The 20242-nt window shown below is 60.5% G+C and carries 21 protein-coding genes; all 21 read left to right on the forward strand.

Annotated features, from left to right (window positions below):
* The first annotated feature begins 187 nt into the window (after positions 1 to 187).
* The 21 genes from RlegSU303_RS01725 (at position 188) to RlegSU303_RS01825 (ending at position 20182) form a co-directional block, all read left to right on the forward strand.
* Entirely contained in the window at positions 188 to 817 is a 630-nt protein-coding gene (locus tag RlegSU303_RS01725) for a hypothetical protein (protein WP_231283384.1), read from the forward strand.
* Positions 814 to 2142, forward strand: a complete 1329-nt coding sequence (locus tag RlegSU303_RS01730; RefSeq protein WP_231283385.1) for a MotB family protein — start codon at positions 814 to 816, stop codon at positions 2140 to 2142. Before RlegSU303_RS01725 ends, RlegSU303_RS01730 begins: the two co-directional genes overlap by 4 nt.
* Before the next feature lie 4 nt (positions 2143 to 2146).
* Positions 2147 to 3442: a chemotaxis protein MotC gene (motC, locus tag RlegSU303_RS01735; RefSeq protein ID WP_094086725.1), complete on the forward strand. Its 1296-nt coding sequence runs from the start codon at positions 2147 to 2149 to the stop codon at positions 3440 to 3442.
* On the forward strand, positions 3439 to 4872 hold the full coding sequence (gene fliK / locus RlegSU303_RS01740) for a flagellar hook-length control protein FliK (protein WP_231283386.1): 1434 nt from the start codon (positions 3439 to 3441) through the stop codon (positions 4870 to 4872). The genes motC and fliK overlap by 4 nt, the downstream gene beginning before the upstream one ends.
* A complete protein-coding gene (locus tag RlegSU303_RS01745) occupies positions 4820 to 5377 on the forward strand; it encodes a transglycosylase SLT domain-containing protein (RefSeq protein ID WP_017959005.1) in 558 nt (185 codons plus the stop codon). Before fliK ends, RlegSU303_RS01745 begins: the two co-directional genes overlap by 53 nt.
* A gap of 280 nt (positions 5378 to 5657) precedes the next feature.
* Positions 5658 to 6329: a transcriptional activator Rem gene (rem, locus tag RlegSU303_RS01750; protein ID WP_003545558.1), complete on the forward strand. Its 672-nt coding sequence runs from the start codon at positions 5658 to 5660 to the stop codon at positions 6327 to 6329.
* A gap of 125 nt (positions 6330 to 6454) precedes the next feature.
* Positions 6455 to 7756, forward strand: a complete 1302-nt coding sequence (locus RlegSU303_RS01755; protein WP_027666401.1) for a flagellar hook protein FlgE — start codon at positions 6455 to 6457, stop codon at positions 7754 to 7756.
* Between the two features lie 19 nt (positions 7757 to 7775).
* The gene (gene flgK, locus RlegSU303_RS01760; protein ID WP_222373442.1) at positions 7776 to 9263 is read left to right on the forward strand and encodes a flagellar hook-associated protein FlgK; all 1488 of its coding nucleotides are present in this window, start codon (positions 7776 to 7778) and stop codon (positions 9261 to 9263) included.
* A 3-nt stretch (positions 9264 to 9266) separates the two neighbouring features.
* Positions 9267 to 10319 carry a flagellar hook-associated family protein gene (locus RlegSU303_RS01765; RefSeq protein WP_017959008.1) on the forward strand — a complete coding sequence of 351 codons (1053 nt, stop codon included), beginning with the start codon at positions 9267 to 9269 and terminating at the stop codon, positions 10317 to 10319.
* Positions 10320 to 10353: 34 nt separating this feature from the next.
* Positions 10354 to 10701: a flagellar biosynthesis regulator FlaF gene (gene flaF, locus RlegSU303_RS01770; protein WP_003556569.1), complete on the forward strand. Its 348-nt coding sequence runs from the start codon at positions 10354 to 10356 to the stop codon at positions 10699 to 10701.
* On the forward strand, positions 10698 to 11147 hold the full coding sequence (flbT, locus tag RlegSU303_RS01775) for a flagellar biosynthesis repressor FlbT (protein ID WP_017959009.1): 450 nt from the start codon (positions 10698 to 10700) through the stop codon (positions 11145 to 11147). Before flaF ends, flbT begins: the two co-directional genes overlap by 4 nt.
* Positions 11138 to 11581: a flagellar hook assembly protein FlgD gene (gene flgD / locus RlegSU303_RS01780; RefSeq protein ID WP_017959010.1), complete on the forward strand. Its 444-nt coding sequence runs from the start codon at positions 11138 to 11140 to the stop codon at positions 11579 to 11581. The genes flbT and flgD overlap by 10 nt, the downstream gene beginning before the upstream one ends.
* A gap of 99 nt (positions 11582 to 11680) precedes the next feature.
* On the forward strand, positions 11681 to 11947 hold the full coding sequence (gene fliQ / locus RlegSU303_RS01785) for a flagellar biosynthesis protein FliQ (RefSeq protein ID WP_009992823.1): 267 nt from the start codon (positions 11681 to 11683) through the stop codon (positions 11945 to 11947).
* A gap of 192 nt (positions 11948 to 12139) precedes the next feature.
* Positions 12140 to 14227, forward strand: a complete 2088-nt coding sequence (flhA, locus tag RlegSU303_RS01790; RefSeq protein WP_017959011.1) for a flagellar biosynthesis protein FlhA — start codon at positions 12140 to 12142, stop codon at positions 14225 to 14227.
* Positions 14224 to 14976 (forward strand): flagellar biosynthetic protein FliR, encoded by a 753-nt coding sequence (locus RlegSU303_RS01795; RefSeq protein ID WP_017959012.1) that lies wholly within the window; start codon positions 14224 to 14226, stop codon positions 14974 to 14976. Before flhA ends, RlegSU303_RS01795 begins: the two co-directional genes overlap by 4 nt.
* A 7-nt stretch (positions 14977 to 14983) precedes the next feature.
* A complete protein-coding gene (locus tag RlegSU303_RS01800) occupies positions 14984 to 15397 on the forward strand; it encodes a hypothetical protein (RefSeq protein WP_231283387.1) in 414 nt (137 codons plus the stop codon).
* A 32-nt stretch (positions 15398 to 15429) separates the two neighbouring features.
* The gene (locus RlegSU303_RS01805) at positions 15430 to 15993 is read left to right on the forward strand and encodes a rod-binding protein (RefSeq protein WP_094086720.1); all 564 of its coding nucleotides are present in this window, start codon (positions 15430 to 15432) and stop codon (positions 15991 to 15993) included.
* 120 nt (positions 15994 to 16113) lie between these two features.
* Positions 16114 to 16479, forward strand: a complete 366-nt coding sequence (locus RlegSU303_RS01810) for a hypothetical protein (protein WP_017959015.1) — start codon at positions 16114 to 16116, stop codon at positions 16477 to 16479.
* A complete protein-coding gene (locus RlegSU303_RS01815; RefSeq protein WP_017959016.1) occupies positions 16479 to 17018 on the forward strand; it encodes a hypothetical protein in 540 nt (179 codons plus the stop codon). Before RlegSU303_RS01810 ends, RlegSU303_RS01815 begins: the two co-directional genes overlap by 1 nt.
* 395 nt (positions 17019 to 17413) lie before the next feature.
* Positions 17414 to 18253, forward strand: a complete 840-nt coding sequence (locus RlegSU303_RS01820) for a WecB/TagA/CpsF family glycosyltransferase (protein ID WP_026158528.1) — start codon at positions 17414 to 17416, stop codon at positions 18251 to 18253.
* A 156-nt stretch (positions 18254 to 18409) separates the two neighbouring features.
* Positions 18410 to 20182, forward strand: coding sequence for a succinoglycan biosynthesis protein ExoP (locus tag RlegSU303_RS01825; protein WP_017959017.1), 1773 nt, complete (start codon positions 18410 to 18412; stop codon positions 20180 to 20182).
* Positions 20183 to 20242: the final 60 nt, after the last annotated feature.

A 20242-nucleotide genomic window follows, 5' to 3' on the forward strand; every position in this document is an offset into this window, starting at 1 on the left:
GGGTGGCGGCGGCGCCATTCATCCTCGCGCAAGTTTGACTGCCTAGTTTCCGGCATGAAGCTATCGTCCGAATCCGTGCCGGTGCAAGGTCAGGCCCTTGCCCGTTTCGAAGGGGATGCCGGCGCACAAGGTCACTTTGAGCGGGGGCGGGCATGCCGCATGCCTCCCGAATGCTGGATGGTTTTTTATGAGCATTACGCTTTCCCGGTATTTGAAGGATTTCGGTGAACCGGAATCGTCAGCGCCGATCCTCGACATCAACGATTTCGGCGGCGACGATTTCCCCGAAATGCCGAGCGAACCGGCGATCGACATCGAGGCGGAGCGCCGCGAAGCCTATGCGGAAGGTCACGCCGCAGCGACCGTGGAATTGACCGAAAAATACGAACGCGAGGCGCGGACGCTGGCAGAGGTCCATGCGCGAGAACTCGAAGAGCTGAGGCTTCGTTACGAAGTCGAGGCGGCGGCGGTCATTGCGTCCCGCATCCGGGATATCGCCGAAGAGGTCGCCCAGCTGGTCAGCGCCGGCGCCGCCCAGGCCATCGCGCCTGTGATGACGGACGCGCTCGCAGCCAAGGCTGCCGAAAGCCTCGCCGCCCTGCTGCGTGATGCGATCCTCGAGGGCGCGGCCGGAGCGATCGTCGTCAGGGGCCCGACCCGGCTTTTCGACATATTGAAGGCCGAGCTTGGCGAACATGCAGGCGGGGTTCGCCACTTTGAGACCGACGATATCGATCTTGCCATGGAAATCGGTGATTCCGTCATCGTCACCCGTATGTCCGCCTGGGCGGCCAGCTTGAAGAAAGTTCTGGAATGAGCGAAGGCGAAAACCACCACCACGGCAAGAACGAGATCATCATCGTCAAGAGACATGGCGGCGGTGATCACGATGGCGCCCATGGCGGTGCGTGGAAAATTGCCTATGCCGACTTCATGACGGCGATGATGGCATTCTTCCTGGTCATGTGGCTGGTCAATGCCGCCAACGAGGAGACCAAGGCCTCGGTCGCGACCTATTTCAATCCGATCAAACTCTCCGACGAAAAGCCGACCGAGAAGGGCCTGAAGAAGCCCGTCGACAATGCCGAGGGTGAGGAGAAGCAGGAGAAGTCGAAACAGAAGGAAGAAGATCCGAACGACGGCAAGGCCGCAGCGGATGGTGACGACCAGACATCGACCTCCGGCGACCAAACCAATTATTCCGAGGCCGATTTCTTCGAAAACCCTTATTCGGTTCTCGCCGAGATCGCCCAGGAGGTCGGCCAGCAGGCCAATGTCAGCGCCAAGGGCGATGGCGGTGCCGCCGATTCCGGCCCGGCCACCGGCGCCGATGGCGGCGAGGCCTATCGTGATCCCTTCGATCCGGATTTCTGGACGAAGCAGATCGAGGTCACGACGGCCGGCAAGCCGTTGCCGCCCGGCAAGAGCGACGACCAGGCGGTCGAGAGCGAGACGACCGAGATCGCCAAGCTGGAGGACGCCAAGCCGATACCGCTGACCACCGATCAGAAGGCCGCCCAGGAGACCAAAGAAACCAAGGAAACCAAAGGCGCGGTCGAGGCCAAGGACGGCAAGACGCCGGGTGGCAAGTCGCCCGAAGACAAGAAGGCCGAAGCTCAGAAGGACGCCGATCTTCAGAAGGATGCGGACAAGAGTGCCGCCGAGGCCGAGAAGCAGCAGAACGAAGCCGAGCAACTGCAGGCGCAGATCGCCCAGCAGATCGGCGGCGTGGCCGGCAAGCTTGCTGAAGGCCTGACCGTGACCGCGTCCGAAGGTGGATTGCTGGTCAGCATCTCCGACCAGGCCGACGATTCGATGTTCAATATCGGTTCTGCGGTTCCGCGCCAGGAAATGGTGCTCGCCATGGAAAAGATCGGCGCGATCCTGAAGGAGAGGGGTGGTGCGGTTGCCGTCCGCGGCCACACGGACGGTCGCCAGTATAAGGGCGCGCAGAACGAGAACTGGCGGCTTTCCATGGACCGCGCCCAGAGCGCCTACTACATGCTCGTGCGCGGCGGGCTCGACGAGAAACGCATCTCCCAGGTCTCCGGCTTTGCCGACCGTCGGCTGAAGCTGCCGTCTGACCCGTTCAACGCCACCAACCGCCGGATCGAGATTCTGGTGCAGGCGGATCAAGGATAGTCGAATGGCGCGTCGGCAGCATCGCTACGTCGGATTTGTGGCTCTCGGCCTGGCGATGCTTTCGCCGGCCGCAGCCAATGCGCAGGATCCGGACGATCTCGCGCCCTACAAAATGCTGCGGTCGCTGCAATTCGTGCAGGATTCCGTTGTTACCGGCGATCATTCGGCCGGCGAGATGCAGCGCTTCATGCTGGGCACGATCGACACGCGGCTGCGCACCGTCGAACCGTCGATCTTCGACGACGACCGCAATGTCGACGCAGCGCTGATCTACACGATGAGCGGCGGCAATCCGCAGACGCTCGAATATCTGATCGCCCACGACGTCAACGGCTATTTCGACAACCGTGTCACCGACGTGCTGCGCAAATATCTGAGCGGCAAGGGCCTCCTCGTCGCCAAGACGCTGCAGGAGACGGCCAGGGAATATCGCGACAAGAAGATCGGCCCCTACCTTGCGCTGATCGGCGGCAACGTGCTGATCGCGACGAAACCGACAGACGCGCTGGATCTCTACGACCAGGCGCGTCTTGCCGCCCCGGGCACGATCGTCGAGGAGGCGGCGTTGCGCCGCTCACTCGCCATTTGCGTCGACAAGGGGATGCTCGACAGGGGAATGGCCTACTCGCAGCGCTATGTCAGACGCTTCCTGCATTCGCCCTATGCCAGCCAGTTCGCCGATCTTTTCGTCACCCTCGTCGTCGGCCACGATCACGACGTGAAGCCGCAGGATGTCATCGACATTCTGTCCTTCATGGACGCACCGCGCCAGCGCGAGGTCTATCTGCGCATCGCCCGCGCCGCCGCGATATCAGGCAAGCCGGAGCTGGCGCGCATGGCGGTCGGACGCGTGCAGTCGCTTGGCGGCGGCACCGACAATGCTTTCGGTCCGCTCGCGGATTTCTATGGCGGCATGGCCGGCCTTCCCACCGAGGATATCGATCAGGCAGCAAAGAATGTCAGCGGCATCGACGGCAACGCGCTGTCGCGGCGGGATCAGGCGCTGCAGGAGGCGGCGCGATCCGTTGCCGAGCAGATCCTGCGCGCTCCCGACCCGGCAAGCTTGACGCAAGCCTCCAATCCTAACACTGATCATCAAGAAATCACTTCTGAAAAGGCTGCGGCGATAGCCATGCAACCGGGGGCGCCAGGCGCGCTTCCCGAGCCTGTTCCGGGAGGTGTGGCATCGACTGGCCAAAGCCAGGATACCGACCCCTCATTCAACGCATTTGTGACGACCAGTCGATCCAAGCTCGACGAGATCGACGGTCTTCTGGCGCAAGAAGGCAACGAACAATGATGGATATAAGCGTCTCGGGCGGAGCCTCCGGTACGGAGACGGCTGCGGTTGCGAAATCCGCGCGACTGGCCGGAAAAGGTGATGCTGAAGGCCAAAAGAGCGGCTTCTTCGACGCGCTTGCCAAGGCCGGCAGCGATGCCGTCAATGACGAGCCCGACGATGCGCAGCCGGATCAGGGCGTGGCTGCCGATGGCGCCGCCGAGAAAGTGGCGCGGACGATCCGCGGCCGCAGCAGTGCAAAGCCGTTGATCGACCTCGGCGACGCCGCGCTGAAGGCACAGGCCGAGGTGCAGCCGGAAACGATTGCCAGTGTTGAAAAAGCCACGACAAAGCCCGCAAAGGCTGAGGTCAAAATGCCGGCCGATCTCGCCTTCGGCAAGCTCGATCCGAAGGACAGTCCCGCAGATGAGGTCGCTCCGGCAGCCAAGGGTGGCAAACACACCAAGGCCGACGCGCTGGAAACCGATACGGACAAGGTCAGCGACGATGATGACGGCGGCATTTCCGATGTTCTGGGTCTGCTGAAGCAGGAGCCTGCCGACGGGACCGTGACTTTGCCGGCGACCACCGCGCATCACGTCTCCGTCAAGGTCGACGAGGCTGGAGCGGGCGACAAGAAACTCGATGCTATCGAAGCCAAGGCGGGCGGCCATGCGTCCGACGCTCTTGCCGCGGTCAGCGGCAATATCGAGAGCGGCAAGGCGGATGACATCAAGGTCCCCGGATCGGAGACTGCCGAAGCCGCCGATGGCAAGACATTCAGGTTGAGCCGCGCCGATGGCCGCGGCGTGTCGATGGATGTCCACATCGGCACGGATCAGGCCGGGCTGAAAGATGGTTCGAAGAAAGCCGATGTCGAAAACGTTTCGGTGCTCGAATCGCGCCGCTATATCGGCCTGATGCAGAATACGAATTCCGCCGCCGTCACCGCTGCTCTCTCCGGCGATTCCGAATGGGCGCGCGCCATGGAGCCGAGCTCGGCGCTCTCTAACGCGGCGGAATGGACGAGCACCGGCAAGGTGGTCAATACGTTGAAGATCCAGATGAACCCACTCGATCTCGGCCTGGTGACGGCGACCATGCGCTTGTCCGGTGACGCTCTGAACGTCGACCTCAAGGTCGAAACCGGAGCGGCCTATCGTCAAATGAAGGAAGATCACGGCAAGATTCTCGAAGCTCTGCGCAGCCAGGGTTACGCGGTCGAAAACGTCACCATCAGCATGGCGCCGGTCGAGCGTCCCGACGCGGGCAATCAGGGCCAGGCCTCCCAGCAGCAGTCGCTCCCTCAGCAGGGGCAGGGCGGCGAGGCGCGCGATCGCCAAAATCAGACGGTACAGCGGACGGACGGAGGCTTCAATGGCGCAGGCGATACCAGTATTGAAGACGCTCGTTCTGGCGGCAGCAGCAGCACTGGCGGCGTTTACCTCTGAGGCGATCGCCTCCACCGGCGCCTGCGAACGCGAGATCCAGTCGGCAGCGGCCAAATACGGCATCCCGGAAGGCATCCTCTATTCAGTTGGGCTGACGGAGACCGGCCGCAAGGGCTCGCTCTATCCCTACGCCATGAACGTCGAAGGCAAAGCGATCTTTCCACCCTCGGAGCAGGACGCAATGCGGCAGTTCGATGTCGCCCGCAGCAGCGGCGCCAAGCTCATCGACATCGGCTGCATGCAGATCAACCATTACTTTCACGGCGAGAATTTCCGCTCCGCCGAGGAGATGTTCGACCCGCATCGCAACGTGGAGTATGCGGCAAAATTCCTCCGCAATCTGCATGACCGTCACGAGACATGGACGATGGCGGTAGCCAGATACCATGCCGGACCCAACAACAATCCGGCGCAGAAGCAATATGTCTGCCGCGTCATCTCCAATCTCGTTGCCACCGGCTATGGCAAGTGGACTCTCAATGCGAGTAACTTTTGCCGAAATTGATTCAACCAAAGATGGAAGAGGCGTATTGTGACGAAACTGTGTCACAATGTGGCGGGAATCCGGCACGAAACCCGTACGCAAGTCATATTTAACCGACTGTTAACTTTTCCACGAAATTTTGGTGTGTATAATTAGGCATACCCACTAGATATAGATCAAATCGCTACCCCGATCTCAATCAATTATTAGTTTCTGCCATTAACTTTAACGAGTTGTCGCCGATTCGTGCGATTCGTACCCATAGATCATCGAAGTGCCACACTGATTCGGAGGCGGACGAATGATCGTAGTGGTTGATGAGCGTGAGCTCGTGAAAGATGGATACACATCTCTGTTCGGTCGTGAGGGCATTCCCTCCACCGGCTTTGATCCAGCGGAATTTGGCGAGTGGGTACAGACCGCTGCCGATTCCGATATAGCTGCAGTCGAGGCCTTTCTGATCGGCCAGGGCCAGCGCAACTTCGAACTGCCCCGGGCGATCCGGGATCGGTCGATGGCGCCGGTGATTGCGGTCAGCGACCAGCACTCGCTCGAAAACACTCTTGCGCTTTTCGATTGCGGCGTCGACGACGTGGTGCGCAAACCGGTGCATCCCCGCGAGATCCTCGCAAGGGCGGCTGCGATCCGGCGCCGGCTGAAGGCGATCACCAATTACACCGAGATCGGCGGGATCCGCGTCTTCTCGGATGGTCGTGACCCCGAGATCAACGGCGAAGTCTTCGCACTTCCCCGGCGCGAGCGCCGCATCCTCGAATATTTGATCGCCAATCGCGGTCGCCGGGTCACCAAGACCCAGATCTTCAACGCCATCTACGGCATCTTCGATGAAGAGGTCGAGGAGAACGTCGTCGAAAGCCACATCTCGAAGCTGCGCAAGAAGCTGCGCAAGAAGCTCGGTGTCGACCCGGTCGATTCCAAGCGCTTCCTTGGTTACTGCATCGATTGGGCCTGATTTCTCGGCCGGGGCGCCGGCGCCCGGCTGAACATCAATATTGGCCTCGCAGCTCGCATGACAGACAGCTTCACGCAAGGCCCGACAAATACTCTCGTGCATAATAGGTAAAACGAGGTTTTCAGATGAGCATTTTCGGCAGCATGAAGACGGCAGTATCGGGGATGAACGCTCAGGCCAACCGCCTCAGCACCGTCGCCGACAACATCGCCAACGTTAACACCACCGGTTACAAGGCTGTGTCGACGAGCTTCTCGTCGCTGGTTCTGCCCTCCTCGGGCGGCAACTACAATTCCGGCGGCGTTCAGACCTCCGTTCGCCAGGCCGTCTCCGACCAGGGTGATATCTCCTACACAACGTCGAGCACCGACCTTGCAATCTCAGGCGACGGCTTCTTCATCGTCCAGGGTCCTGACGGCACCCCGGTTCTAACCCGCGCCGGCGACTTTACCAAGGACGACGAAGGCAACCTCGTCAACGCCGCCGGCTTCATGCTGATGGGCTATTCCTACGACTCCGGCGCTCCTGCTGTCGTCGTCAACGGCTTCGATGGCCTCGTTCCCGTCAATGTCAACCAGGATGGTCTGACCGCGATCGCCTCGACATCCGGTATCTTCAAGGGCAACCTGGACTCCAACGCCAAGATCGCTCCGGTCGCTCCCGCGACGGCTCCAAGTGCAAACCTCGCCACGACGACGACCGATACCAAGAAGGTCTCGATGGTCGCCTACGACCGTCTCGGCAACAAGGTGATGTACGACTTCTACTTCACGAAGTCCTCAGTCGCGGCAGCGCCGCCGCCGGCACCTCCCGCTACCGCTGCAACGTGGGAAGTGGCGATGTTCCGCAACGCCGATGCTGCGGTCGGCGGCGCGACCTCTTTCCCTTACTCCACCGCCGCTGTCGGCACGGGAGCGCTCACCTTCGACCGCGATGGCAAGATGACCTCGACCGGCGCCGTTAACATCGTCGATCCGGTGACTGGCCAGACGATTGCCATGGACTTCTCCGCCTTCACCCAGCTCGGTGCCGACTTCTCCGGCACCGGTACGCCGAACGGTCAGGCAGCGACCCCGGTCAAGGACGTCACGGTTGACGGCGACGGCATCGTCTATGCGAAATACGAAGACGGTAGCACCAAGCCGCTCTATCGCATTCCGCTGGCCAACGTCGCCAGCCCCGACAAGCTGACGCTGATGAGCGGCAACGTCTACAGCGCCAACGGCCAGTCGGGCGTCACCGTCACCGGCTTCCCGCAGACCAACGGCCTCGGCACGATCAAATCAGGCGCTCTCGAAGGTTCGAACGTCGACCTCGCCGGCGAATTGACCGAGATGATCGAATCGCAGCGCAGCTATACCGCCAATTCCAAGGTGTTCCAGACGGGATCCGACATTATGGACGTTCTCGTCAACCTCAAGAGATAAGCAAGGTACCGGGTAAGCCATGTCGCTCACGTCAGCACTTAATACCGCGCAGAACATATTCAACAATACTGGCACTCAGAGCAGTGTCGTATCGAACAATATCTCGAATGCGGGCAACAAAGATTACGTGCGCCGGCAGGCGATGCTCACCACGTCCTTGAATGGCGCGCAGGTCGTCAAGATCGATCGGGCGCAGGAAGAGGCGCTGCTGCGCCAATACCTGAAGACATCCTCGCAGGACAGTGCCCAGCAGGCATTGCTCGGCGGTCTTGAGGACCTGAAGTCGATTGTGGGTGGCAACGACTACGAAACGTCGCCATCCACCTATCTCGGTGTTTTCCAGCAGAAGCTTCAGGCCTTCCGCACGACGCCGGGCAGCACCGTCGCCGCTCAGGGCGCCATCACCGCCGCGCAGGACGTCGCCAACTCGCTGAACAATGCCTCGCAATCCGTTCAGAACGTCCGCGCCACCGCCGACAAGCAGATCGCCACCGACGTCGATAAGCTGAATACGCTTCTCAGCGACTTCGAGAAGGCCAACAATGCGGTGAAGACCGCCACGGCCTCGGGTGCGGATGCATCCGGCGCCCTCGACGAGCGTGAGAAGGCTCTCAAGCAGATTTCGCAGATCGTCGGCGTCAACACAACGACGCGCGACAACAATGACATGGTGCTGAGCACGTCTGACGGAACGATCCTCTTCGAGACGATCCCGCGCAAGGTGACGTTCAAGTCTCAGGATGTCTATACCGCGACCATCGCCGGCAATTCTGTCTATATCGACGGTGTAGCACTTCCGCGCGGCAGCGGATCGACGACGACGGCACAGGGAAGCCTTCAGTCTCTCCTCCAGGTGCGCGACGAAATCGCCCCGAACTTCCAGAAGCAGCTCGACGAAGTCGCCCGCGGCTTGGTCTCGCTCTTCAAGGAGCAGAATACGGTAGCCGGCCCGGCCTATGTGCCCGGCCTCTTTACCTGGAGCGGCGGCACGGTTGATACCGGCGCCACCGCGGTTGCCGGCATGGCGGCGACCATCACGGTCAGCAGCCGCGTCATCACCTCGCAAGGCGGCGATCCGATGCGCCTGCGCGATGGTGGCGTCAATGTCACCGGCCTCGTCCTGAACGCGTCAGGCGCCAGCGGTTATACGACTGAACTCGATCGTCTCTATACCGCATTGGGCTCCGACATCGATTTCGACCCAGCGGCGGGGACGCCGGTCGGGTTCGACGCCACGACGGGCATCGATTCGAACGTCAGCATCATGGAATTCGCCACGAATTCGCTTGGCTGGCTCGAACAGTACCGCAGCAATGCCACGACGGCGGCGGAAAACACCTCGGCGGCGCTGTCACGCTCCGACGAAGCCTATTCCAACGAGACGGGCGTCAACCTCGACGAGGAGCTGACGTTGCTCCTCGACATAGAGCAGTCCTACAAGGCGGCGACCAAGATCCTGAACGCCGTTGACGAAATGTTGAAGTCATTGCTGGATATTGCGAGTTAAGCCATGAAGAGCTCATTTATTTCAAGTTCGGCCATTCAGAATGCGATGCGGTTGACGATCCGTCAGGCGCAGAACCAGATGACGAAGGCGACGATGGAAGCGACGACGGGAGTCTATGCCGATATCGGCGTCTCGCTCGGCGGCAACGCCGCCAGGAGCGTGGACTTCAGCCGCGAGGTCGACAGGATAGCCTCGATCAAATCAAGCAACTCGCTTGTCACTGCGCGCATGGAATCCTCGCAGCTTGGCCTTTCCAAGATGAAGGATGTCGGCGACGGCCTTGTTTCGAAGCTGACGGCGCTCCAGGGCAGCCACGATCCCGGCAGCATCACCGTCGCCATCCAGTCGGCGACCAGCGCCCTGTCCACCATGATGGACACGGCCAATACCATGGTAAACGGCGAATATCTGTTCTCGGGCATCAACACCGATGTACAGCCGCTGACAGACAAGACGGCCGCGACGAGTGCCGCCATCGTCACGCAGTTGAATGCATACGCCGCCGCTCTTGTCCCACCGAAGGCGGTCAAGGATCTGACCGGTGCCGAAATGAGCACCTTCATCACCACGACGGTAGAGCCGATGTTCAGTCAGGCAGCCTGGACCGACCCGACGACCGGTTGGTCGCAGGCGTCGAACCAGAACATGACGAGCCGCATCAGCAACTCCGAAGTGATCGAATCCTCGACCAATGCCAATTCCGAGGGCATGCGTTACTTCGCGCTCGCCTCGGTGATGGCCTCGGCACTGTTGGGACAAGGCCTCAGCAGCGATGCGATGAGCACGGTGTCCAAGCAGGCGATCAGCTACACGGCGAAGGCGACCAGTGGCCTGGTCACCCAGGCAAGCCAGCTCGGTCTTTCCCAAGAGCGCGTCAAGAAGTCGAACGACGCTCTCGACGCTCAATCGAACATCATCAAGAACAAGCTCGTCGATCTCCAGGGCGTCGACCCTTACGAGGCGTCGACCCTCGTCAAGACTTTGGAAACGCAGCTTGAAACGGCTTACACGATCGTCTCGAAGATCCAGCAGTTGAGTCTAGTAAACTACCTTTGATGATCAAAGGCGCGCAATAAAGAAGGATGCATGAATGTATCAGTTCTCATATGCCGAAGTCATGCAGGACTCGGTGGCCGACGCGAAAGAGCGGGAATGGCAGGTTCTTGACCGGTCCATAGACCTGCTGGCGGCGGCGCGCGAAAAGGAAAAATACGGCCGGGAAGCCATTGAAGCCCTGTTTTATACCCGCCGGGTCTGGATCAGCTTCATCGAGGATCTCAAACATCCCGACAACCAGCTGGAGATCGGGCTCAGGGCCAACCTCATCTCGATCGCGATCTGGATATTGAAGGAATGCGACAGGATCAGAAAACGTCAGTCTAATAACTACCAGGGCATCATCGACGTTACCACCATCATCAGGGATGGACTTAAATGAAAAGCACACTTCGCATTTCTCTGAAAGCCGGAGAAAGAATCTTCATCAACGGCGCCGTCCTGCGCGTCGACCGCAAGGTCGCGCTGGAATTCCTGAATGATGTGACGTTCCTTCTCGAAAACCACGTCCTCCAGCCGGAGGGCGCCACGACGCCGCTGCGTCAGCTCTATTTCATCGCGCAGATGATCCTCATCAACCCTGAGGGCAAGGACCAGTCGACGGCGTTGTTCCGCAAGTCGATCACCATGCTGCTCTCCTGCTTCAAGAACGAGGAAATCCTCGCCGAACTGAAGCGCATCGATGCGCTCGTCTCGACAGGCCGTGCCTTTGACGCACTCAAGGCGATCCGCGGCCTTTACGCCATCGAAGACAATATCCTCAACAACCACGAAATGCCGCCGACGATGGTCGAGCAGATTCGCAGGGAGATTGCACCATGGCGGTAGATGCAACATCGAACGTGGCCAAAACGAGTTCGACGACCACAACGAACACGGCCCAGACGAAGGCGACGCTGAACTACGACAATTTCCTTCAACTGCTCATCGCGCAGATGAAGAACCAGGATCCGACCGATCCGATGGATGCCAGCGAGCAGATGTCGCAGCTGGCAAGCTTCTCGCAGGTCGAACAGACGATCCAGACCAACACCAAGCTGGACACACTTCTGGCAAGCTCCAGCCTCACCCAAGCGAGCAGCTACGTCGGCAAATACATGGAAAGCGCCGACGGTAAGGTTAAGGGCACCATCGAATCCGTCAAGGTTTATTCGGACGGAATCATTGCGACAACCACGGCTGGCGGGAATATACTCGTGCAGGCGGGAATCACTATTGCCGACAAGGCGCCGACCACGTCGACCGACACCAGCGATACCTGATACCCACGGCGCCGGCGCGCCGCATAGCTCGGGTGATACCAATCAATGGCGGTCCGGCCACGGCGGGGCGGCTTCAAGGCGATATGAGGTTGCCTTCGGATGAATGAAGCTGATGCATTGGATCTGTTTCAGGCGGCAATCTGGACCGTCCTGATTGCCGCCGGTCCCGCCGTCATCGCGGCAATGGTGGTGGGTCTCGTCATTGCCTTGATCCAGGCGCTGACCCAGGTGCAGGAAGCGACACTGACATTCGTGCCGAAAATCGTCGCGGTGCTGATCACCGTCGGGGTCACAGCACCCTTCGTCGGCTCGCAGATTTCGATTTTCACCAATCTGGTCTTCTCTCGCATCCAGTCCGGTTTCTAGGGCAATTCCAGCAAAAGTGCGCAGCGGTTTTGCGTCGGGGATTGCGTAGAAACAAAAGGTTAGAGCGGTTCTACGCTTCCATGAGAAGCTGAACCGCTCTGAGCCACCTTCGCGCAAGCTTCGCCATTTAACTCTCGATCCGAATTGGGCGGACTGCATGTCCGCCTCCTCTCATGAAGAGACGGAATCGTCATGGCGCAACCACCTGCACTCCCCCTTCCAAAAGTCGCCCCCAACCTGCGCGATGTCGGATTTGCCCTCGGCATCATCGGCATTATCTGCATTCTCTTCCTGCCGATCCCGCCGTTCCTGATCGATATGGGACTGGCCTTCTCGATCGCCTTCTCGGTGCTGATCCTGATGGTCGCGCTGTGGATCCAGAAGCCGCTCGATTTTTCGTCTTTCCCGACCATTCTGCTGATCGCAACGATGACCCGGCTGGCGCTGAACATCGCGACGACACGCGTGATCCTTTCGCATGGCCATGAGGGCCACGATGCCGCAGGCGGCGTCATCGCCGGCTTTGCAAGCCTGGTGATGTCCGGCGACTTCGTCATCGGTCTGATCGTCTTCCTGATTCTCATCACCATCAACTTCATCGTCATCACCAAGGGCGCCACGCGTATCGCCGAAGTCGGCGCACGTTTCACCCTGGACGCCATCCCCGGCAAACAGATGTCGATCGACGCCGATCTCTCGGCCGGCATCATCGACGAGAGGGAAGCCCAGCGTCGGCGCAGGGAGCTCGAGGAGGAAAGCTCCTTCTTCGGTGCGATGGACGGTGCGTCGAAGTTCGTGCGCGGCGATGCCGTCGCCGGCCTGATCATCACCTGCATCAACATCTTCGGTGGCATCATCATCGGCTACTTCCGCCACGGCATGCCGATCGGCGAAGCCGCTGACGTCTTCGTCAAGCTCTCGGTCGGCGACGGCCTCGTCGCACAGATGCCGGCTCTCATCGTCTCGCTCGCCGCCGGCCTTCTCGTCTCCCGCGGCGGGACCACCGGCTCCACCGACCAGGCGGTCGTCAACCAGTTGAGCGGTTATCCGCGTGCGCTTTCCGTCTCGGCGGTGCTGATGTTCATCCTGGCTCTGATGCCGGGTCTGCCGTTTATCCCCTTCGTGGTCCTCGGCGGTCTTCTCGCCTTCGGCGCCTGGTTCATACCGCGTCAAGTCGAGGCAGAGAACATGCTTCGCCGCGAGCAGGAAGAAAAGAAGGTCGTCCAGAACAAGGAGTTGGAAAAGGATTCGGTCAAGGCAGTGCTGCGCACCTCCGAAATCGAACTTGCACTCGGCAAGATGGTCTCGACGCGCCTGCTCGGCGCCCACCAGGAGCTTGCCTTCCGCGTCGGCAAGATGCGCAAGAAGTTCGCCACCCAATACGGCTTCGTCGTGCCCGAGATCAAGGTGACCGACGATATCGCCATCGCTGAAAAGTCCTACCAGATCCGCATCCACGGCACGACGGTCGCTTCCAACCTGCTGCGCGTCGGCGAAGTCCTCGTCGTTACCGGTGCTGGCCGCCGGCCGAGCATTCCCGGCGACGAAATCCGCGAACCCGCTTTCGGCATGCCTGCCGTCTCCATCCTCGAAAACTTCGCCGACGATCTGAAACGCGAGGGCTTCCAGCCGATCGACAATGTCTCCGTCGTGCTGACCCATATGAGCGAGGTCATCCGCAACAACCTGCCGCAGCTTCTGTCCTACAAGGACGTCAAGGTACTGATCGATCGCCTCGACCCCGAATACAAGAAGCTCGCCGACGAGATCTGCTCGTCGCATATGTCCTATTCCGGTCTGCAGGCGGTGCTCAAGCTGCTGCTGGCCGAACGCGTCTCGATCCGCAACCTGCACCTCATTCTCGAGGCGGTGGCCGAGCTCGCCCCGCATGTCAGGAAGACCGAGCAGATCGTCGAGCATGTCCGTATCCGCATGGCCCAGCAGCTCTGCGGCGACCTCGCCGACAACGGCGTGCTGCGCGTGCTGCGGCTGGGCAGCAAATGGGATCTCGCTTTCCACCAGGCGCTGAAGCGCGACGCCAAGGGCGAGGTGATCGAATTCGACATCGATCCGCGCAGCCTGGAGGAGTTCAGCGAACAGGCCACCAAAGTTATCCGTGAGTTCATGGATCGCGGCCTGCCATTCGCACTTGTCACGTCGCCGGAAACACGCTCCTATGTGCGCATGATCATCGAGAGGCTGTTCGCCACGCTCCCGGTCCTGTCGCATGTCGAACTGGCCAAGGGCATCGAGATAAAGATTTTGGGCTCTATTTCATGATAACAGACCCGCAAGGGACCGTTCTCGCGCTGTTTCTGGTTTTCTGCCGGATCGGTGGCTGTGTGCTGGCTCTTCCGGGTTTTTCCTCGGCGCGCGTGCCCGCACAGCTGCGGGTCTTCATCGCCGGCGCGCTCTCGATCGCCGTCATGCCATTGCTCTGGGATACTGTCTATCCGGCCGTTCACACCGGTGCCGGAACCTATATCGGCCTGATCTTCAGCGAATCGCTGATCGGCGTGATGTATGGCATGCTGGCGAGGATCTACACGCTCGGCATGCAGTTCGCCGCCTCGATCACCGCCATGATGGTCGGCTACACCCAGCCGGGCTCCGCCGACGTCATCGAAGATACGCCGGAGACCAGCCTGTCGGCCTTTATCACCTTTGCCGGCATGATGATCCTCTTCATCATGGATTTCCATCACATCGTCTTTCGCGCGCTGATCGATTCCTACACGACCATGCCATTCGGAGGCATGATGCAGATGCGCGCGACGCTGATCTCCTTTACCGACACGCTGGAGCAGACCACCTACATCATGCTGCGGCTGTCGAGCCCCTTTTTGATCTACGGCCTGATTTTCAACGTCTCGATCGGTTTCATCAACAAGCTGGCGCCGCAGATCCCGGTCTACTTCATCTCCACGCCCTACCTGCTGATGGGCGGGCTCTTCCTGATCTATTTCTCGATTGCGGCGATGGTCAGCCAGTTCGGTCAGTCCTTCGCCTCGATCTATATCGGGCGATGAGGCTGTCATGGTCGAAAAGAGCCGCTCCCAAAAGCTCAAGCGACTGCTCTCGGTGCAGCGTCATATCGAAAGAATGGCCGAGAACGACCTGGCCGAAACCAGCCGCCAGCGTGTCGAGGTCAATGTGGCGATGGACGACGTCATCCTCGCGCTCGGCTCGATGGACCCCGTCCACCACGCCTTTTCGCAGAATTACGCCGACCGATTCGGCCGGCTCACCATCAAGGACCAGCAGCTGACCGGCATGCAGCAGATCCACGAGATGCGGCTGACGCGCGAGCGCGCCAAGGGTGACCGCTTTGAAGAGGGCATGAAGGAAGCACTCGAGGCCGAGCGCCGCGAGGCCGATGACAATGCCGTCTACGATGTCATCGATCAGCAATTCGCAACGCCAGCCTCCAGCAAGCTTCAAAAACCATAGTCGTTACGATCTTAAATTCAGAGGATTGTAACGTGGCTATTTCGCCTCCCAGTGATCTGGTCCTGGACGTTGTCAAAGCTGCCGACCCCATGCAGGTTCAGGCGGCCCAGGAAAAGTTGAAGGCAAATCGTGCGGCCTTTGCCGCAACGAGCCTCGCCGAGAATGGCAAGGGCTTCTCCAACACGGTCGACGTTCTCGATCATGTCGGCCAGAAGAGCGCCCTCGCCAACATCCAGAACCGCACCAAGACCGAGGAAGTTCCGGAAAGCTACCGGAAGTTCGAGGCCATGGTCCTGCAGAATTTCGTCAAGTCCATGCTGCCGAGCGAAAGCGAAGAGGTCTACGGCAAGGGCGCGACCGGCGATATCTGGAAAGGCATGATGGCCGAACAGCTCGGCAACACCATGGCCAAGGGTGACGGCATCGGCATTGCCAAGCAGATGTACAGCGAACTTCTGCGCCGGCAGGAAGGCAAGATCGTCAATGCCTCCACAGACGACGATGACCGCAACACCGCGCTCAGCATGATCGACGACTTCCAGCGCAAGACCTTTGGCACGCCGACCGCCGAAGCCAAGACCGATAGAACAGGATGATCTTAGGCCGGTTGGCCAAAATCCGAATCCCGTTCCAATTAACAGTTGGAGCATGCTGTTGTCCGAAAACCGCGTACGTTTTTGGCATCATGCTCTAAGCGAAGCATAACCGAGGGTACCATGGAAATAATTTCGAACGAATACAGGATCAAATCCGTTCTCGGACGCCTCGAAATGATCATCGACAATGAGAACACCCGGATCGGCAACGACCCGCAGTTCGATCTCAAGGTCTCCAATGCCCATAAGAGCCGCTGCCTCTACGAGCTGTCGACGCTTTTCCGCGACACCGATCCGGCCGAGCTTGCCGCTGCCCATCTCGATCAGCTGCACGGCCTGAAGAAGAAGCTGGTCCTGAATGCCCGTCGCGTGGAGGCGCATCTCGAAGCGGTTCGCGCTGTCGCCGACCTGCTGAAGAACGCAGTTCAGGACGCCGACGCCGACGGCACCTATTCCCAGGAACAATTCGCCGCGCGTGGAAACTGATGATCAAGCTCGTCCTCACCGGTGTCTGGGTTTGCGCCATCACCTTGGCCTCGGTCTATTTCTCGGTGTACCTGGCGACCGCGCCGGCGCCCGCAGCAACAGATTCCAAGCAGAGCGCGCTTGAACTGGTGAAGGGCGAAACGATCACGGTGCCGATCATCGGCAACGGTGCGATCACCGGCTATTTCCTCGGCCGCGTTTCGTTCATGATGAACAAGGACATGCTGAAAGGCGTGACGCTGCCGCTGAGCGAGATGACGACGGACGAGCTTTTCAGCCTGCTGGTCGGCAACAAGATGGTCGATATCGCCCACATCAAATCCTTCGATCCGAAGGCTTTCCGCGAAGAGATCAAGGTGGGCATGAACGAGCGCCTCGGTGGCGAATACGTCGCCGACGTGATGCTGGAGCAGCTCGACTATCTTTCCAAGGAAGAGGTCAAGGAAAGCTCCGCCGGTCAGCCGAAGAAGGTGGGTGCACCGGTCAAGATCGTCGAGACCGCACCGGCTGCCGAAGCACCGGCGCCAGCGGCCCACTAAAGCGCGTCGCGATCTTTCAGATTCGCTCCTCGCGCTCTGGGTATTTGTTTTTTACGCATGTCGTTGTCGCAAAACCGCTGCACACTTTTGCGCGACATGCTTTCGACATCATTCGATCATCGACGACAAACGGCGCCCGAGGGCGCCGTTTGTCGTTGGCGAGCGTGGTTAATAAACCACTTATACGAGCATAGAAATTCAAGGAATTTTCCTAAGGGTTGTTTGAAACCGTCCTGTTATATGAGGTGTCACAGCTTGGCATGCGCCGCTTATCCGGGATCGGAGCGACGCGCCCCGGCGGGACGCGACCGGTCCTTTCGAGACCTCCGGTGCGGAAATATGGGCTTGTTTTCCGGGATGTCGGGCGCATGCAGCACCCTCGGCAGGAGGTAGGAATGAATCTGATTGCAAACTTCGCGGTGCTCGCATCGCGGCGGACGATCTTCGATCTGCCGGTCTGCGATCTCGGCTGGGACGACGCCCTCGTTTTCATCAACGAGCTGGCCTCCATTCCCGTCGGCCAGACCGTGGTTTGCTTCGTCAACGCCCACAACATGCTGACGACGCTACGCGACGATGAATATTATCGGATCATGTCGCACAATCTGGTGCTGCCTGACGGTATCGGTCTCAATATCGCATCGCAGATCGCCCATGGCTCGCCGTTTCCTGCCAATCTGAACGGCACCGATTTCGTGCCGGCCTTCCTGACCTTCATGGAGGCTCCGCGCCGCATCGGTCTCATCGGCGGCAAGCGCTCGGTCGTCGAGGCGGCCGCGGAAAACTTCCGCAAGCACGCGCCCTGGCACGAATTCGTCGTCGTTTCAGACGGTTACTTCGACAAGGTCGATTCCACTGAGGTCATCGAGGAGCTCGAGCACCAGAAGCTCGATATCCTGATCGTCGGCATGGGAACGCCGCTGCAGGAGAAATGGGTTCACAACAATATCCGCGCCGATCATGCGCGCCTGGTGCTGACCGTGGGCGCTCTCTTCGACTTCGTCTCCGGCGCCGTCCCGCGTGCGCCGAAGACCGTGCGGATGATGCGCCTGGAATGGGCCTATCGCCTGCTGCAGGAGCCGGCGCGCCTCTGGCGCCGTTACGTCATCGGCATCCCGGTCTTCCTCTTCCATGTCCTGCGCTACCGCTTCCGCCGGCGCGAAAGGATCCTCAGCCATCCGGAAGAGCACGGCAGCGCACTGCAGCCGCGGGCGGACCGCAAGAAGGCGAGCTGACCTAATAGCGCCGCGTGTCTAACAGGACGCGCGGTTTAGCAATTCTTGCCCGCTGCGGTTAACCATTTCTTTGCCATGAATATTTAGAGTCACTTAATCATCTGCATTCGTGCGGATGAACGAACTCGGCCATCATGTGCATGAGATGTGGCGCAAATGTACGATATCAGGGCCAGAAACAGCTTCCAGGATCGCGCAGCCGCAGGGCCGCGCCCCCATGACGATTCCTATGGGGCGCCCCGGTCAAGCCGGCCTGATATCGCGCCGCCCGAGGCCGAATTGCTGCGCGCCATCGGCCGCGCGCTGGAAGAGCAGCGCGCAAGAGCGGCGAGCACCGCACCGCTGGTCGACCGCATCGAAACCATCCTCGGGAACCGCCTCCGGGCCGCCAACGACGTCGGCCATCCGCTTCTTCAGGAGCCGGCGGGCGATGAAGAGCTGAGCGTTCCGGCCGACCAGCCGATGATCTCACCCGAACCGTTGGCCGCGGTCCGTGAAGAACCCGCCGAGCCCCGGCCGGTAGCGCCGCGGCGTCGGGCGAACGGGATCGGTCTTGCGATGATGGTGGGCGCCGCGACGATCATCGGCGCGGGCTTGCCGGCGCTGATGCCAGCTTCGCCGGCCCTCTACCGTGCCGAGGCGACGCTTTCCGTGAAGGCGGATGCCGCAAGCCGCGCTGCCTTCACCCAGGCCGCGGCGAAAGGGCTGCTGTCGGCGCGGATGGTTGCTTCGACGGTCGCCGCCCTGAAACTCGATCATGATCCCGAATTTGCCGGCGCCAGCGCCAATGCGCTTGGCGTCGCGCTCGATCTGCTCTCGGCGACCGGTGCTGCTGCCGATTCGGCCTCCCGCGCCGAGGCCACTCTGAAACATGCGGTCGAGATACTGCCCGATGCCGCCGCCGGCACGATCCTCGTCAGGGTGACGACCGGCGACAGCGGCAAATCCATGCGCATAGCCGCAAGGCTTGCCGAAGCGGTTTCCGCAGCAGGCGGAGCCGGCGGCAACGTCGAGACCGATACCGCCTTGCGTAAAACCTATGACGAAGTGAAAGCGGAGCTTGCCGCCTTCACCGCGAAGAGCGGCGAGGGCAATGTCAAGGTAGCGATCGATCTTCGCCGCCAGATCGACCGGCTCGATGCCGATCTGAAAGAGGCAGACCAGAATATCCTTGCCGCCAAGGCGCAGGCCGACCGGCTCAAGGCCGCAAAACTTGCCGAAGTGCTCGACGGTTCGTTCCCCTCCGATATGCTTTCGCCGGCGCTACAGGACTGGCGCGACAAATATGCCGTCGCCAAAACGACGCTTGCGCAGCTTTCGGCCGAGCTTGGCCCGCGCCATCCGCGCCTCTTGCAGCAGCAGGCCGAAACGGACGGTCTCAAGGAGAATATGGGCAAGGAGCTTACCCGTCTTGCCCAGACTGCCAACCTCACTGCTAAGGCCGCCGTCAATGCGCGCAAGGGCCTGAACGATCGCCGCAACACGCTGATCGCCCAGAGCAGGGACACCGGCGTCGATTTGTCACGCCTGACCGAACTCAGCGAAAAGGCGAATGCCGCGCGCTCGCGGCTCGAAGACGCGACGTCCGCGGCGGTGGAAACGGCCGCCGACGGTCGTATCGTTCTCCTGAAGCCGGCGTTGGCAACGGCAGTATCGGGAAGCGATGGTCTGATCGGCCGCGCGCTGACCGGTGCCGCGGCGGGCCTAGCGATAGGCCTTGTTGCGGCTTTCCTGCTCCGGCTGCGGAGGCCCGTCGCCGATTCCGCAAGCGAGAAAATGCCCGTATCCCGGCCGCAGGCCCCGCTGCCCTCGATGCCTGTGCCGGCCCCCGCGCCTGTCGACGAAATGGAGCTGCTGCGCTCCGAAATCTCCGGCCTGCGCGACCGGCTTCGTGTTCATGCGCTTGAAGCGCGCCAGCCGCTGCGCTGAACGAACATTTCCTTGCAAGCTTGCTATTGCATTGCCGCTTTCCGACAGGATAGGGCGTTA

The sequence above is a fragment of the Rhizobium sp. SU303 genome (assembly GCF_021052345.1).
GTDB classification, from domain to species: domain Bacteria; phylum Pseudomonadota; class Alphaproteobacteria; order Rhizobiales; family Rhizobiaceae; genus Rhizobium; species Rhizobium laguerreae.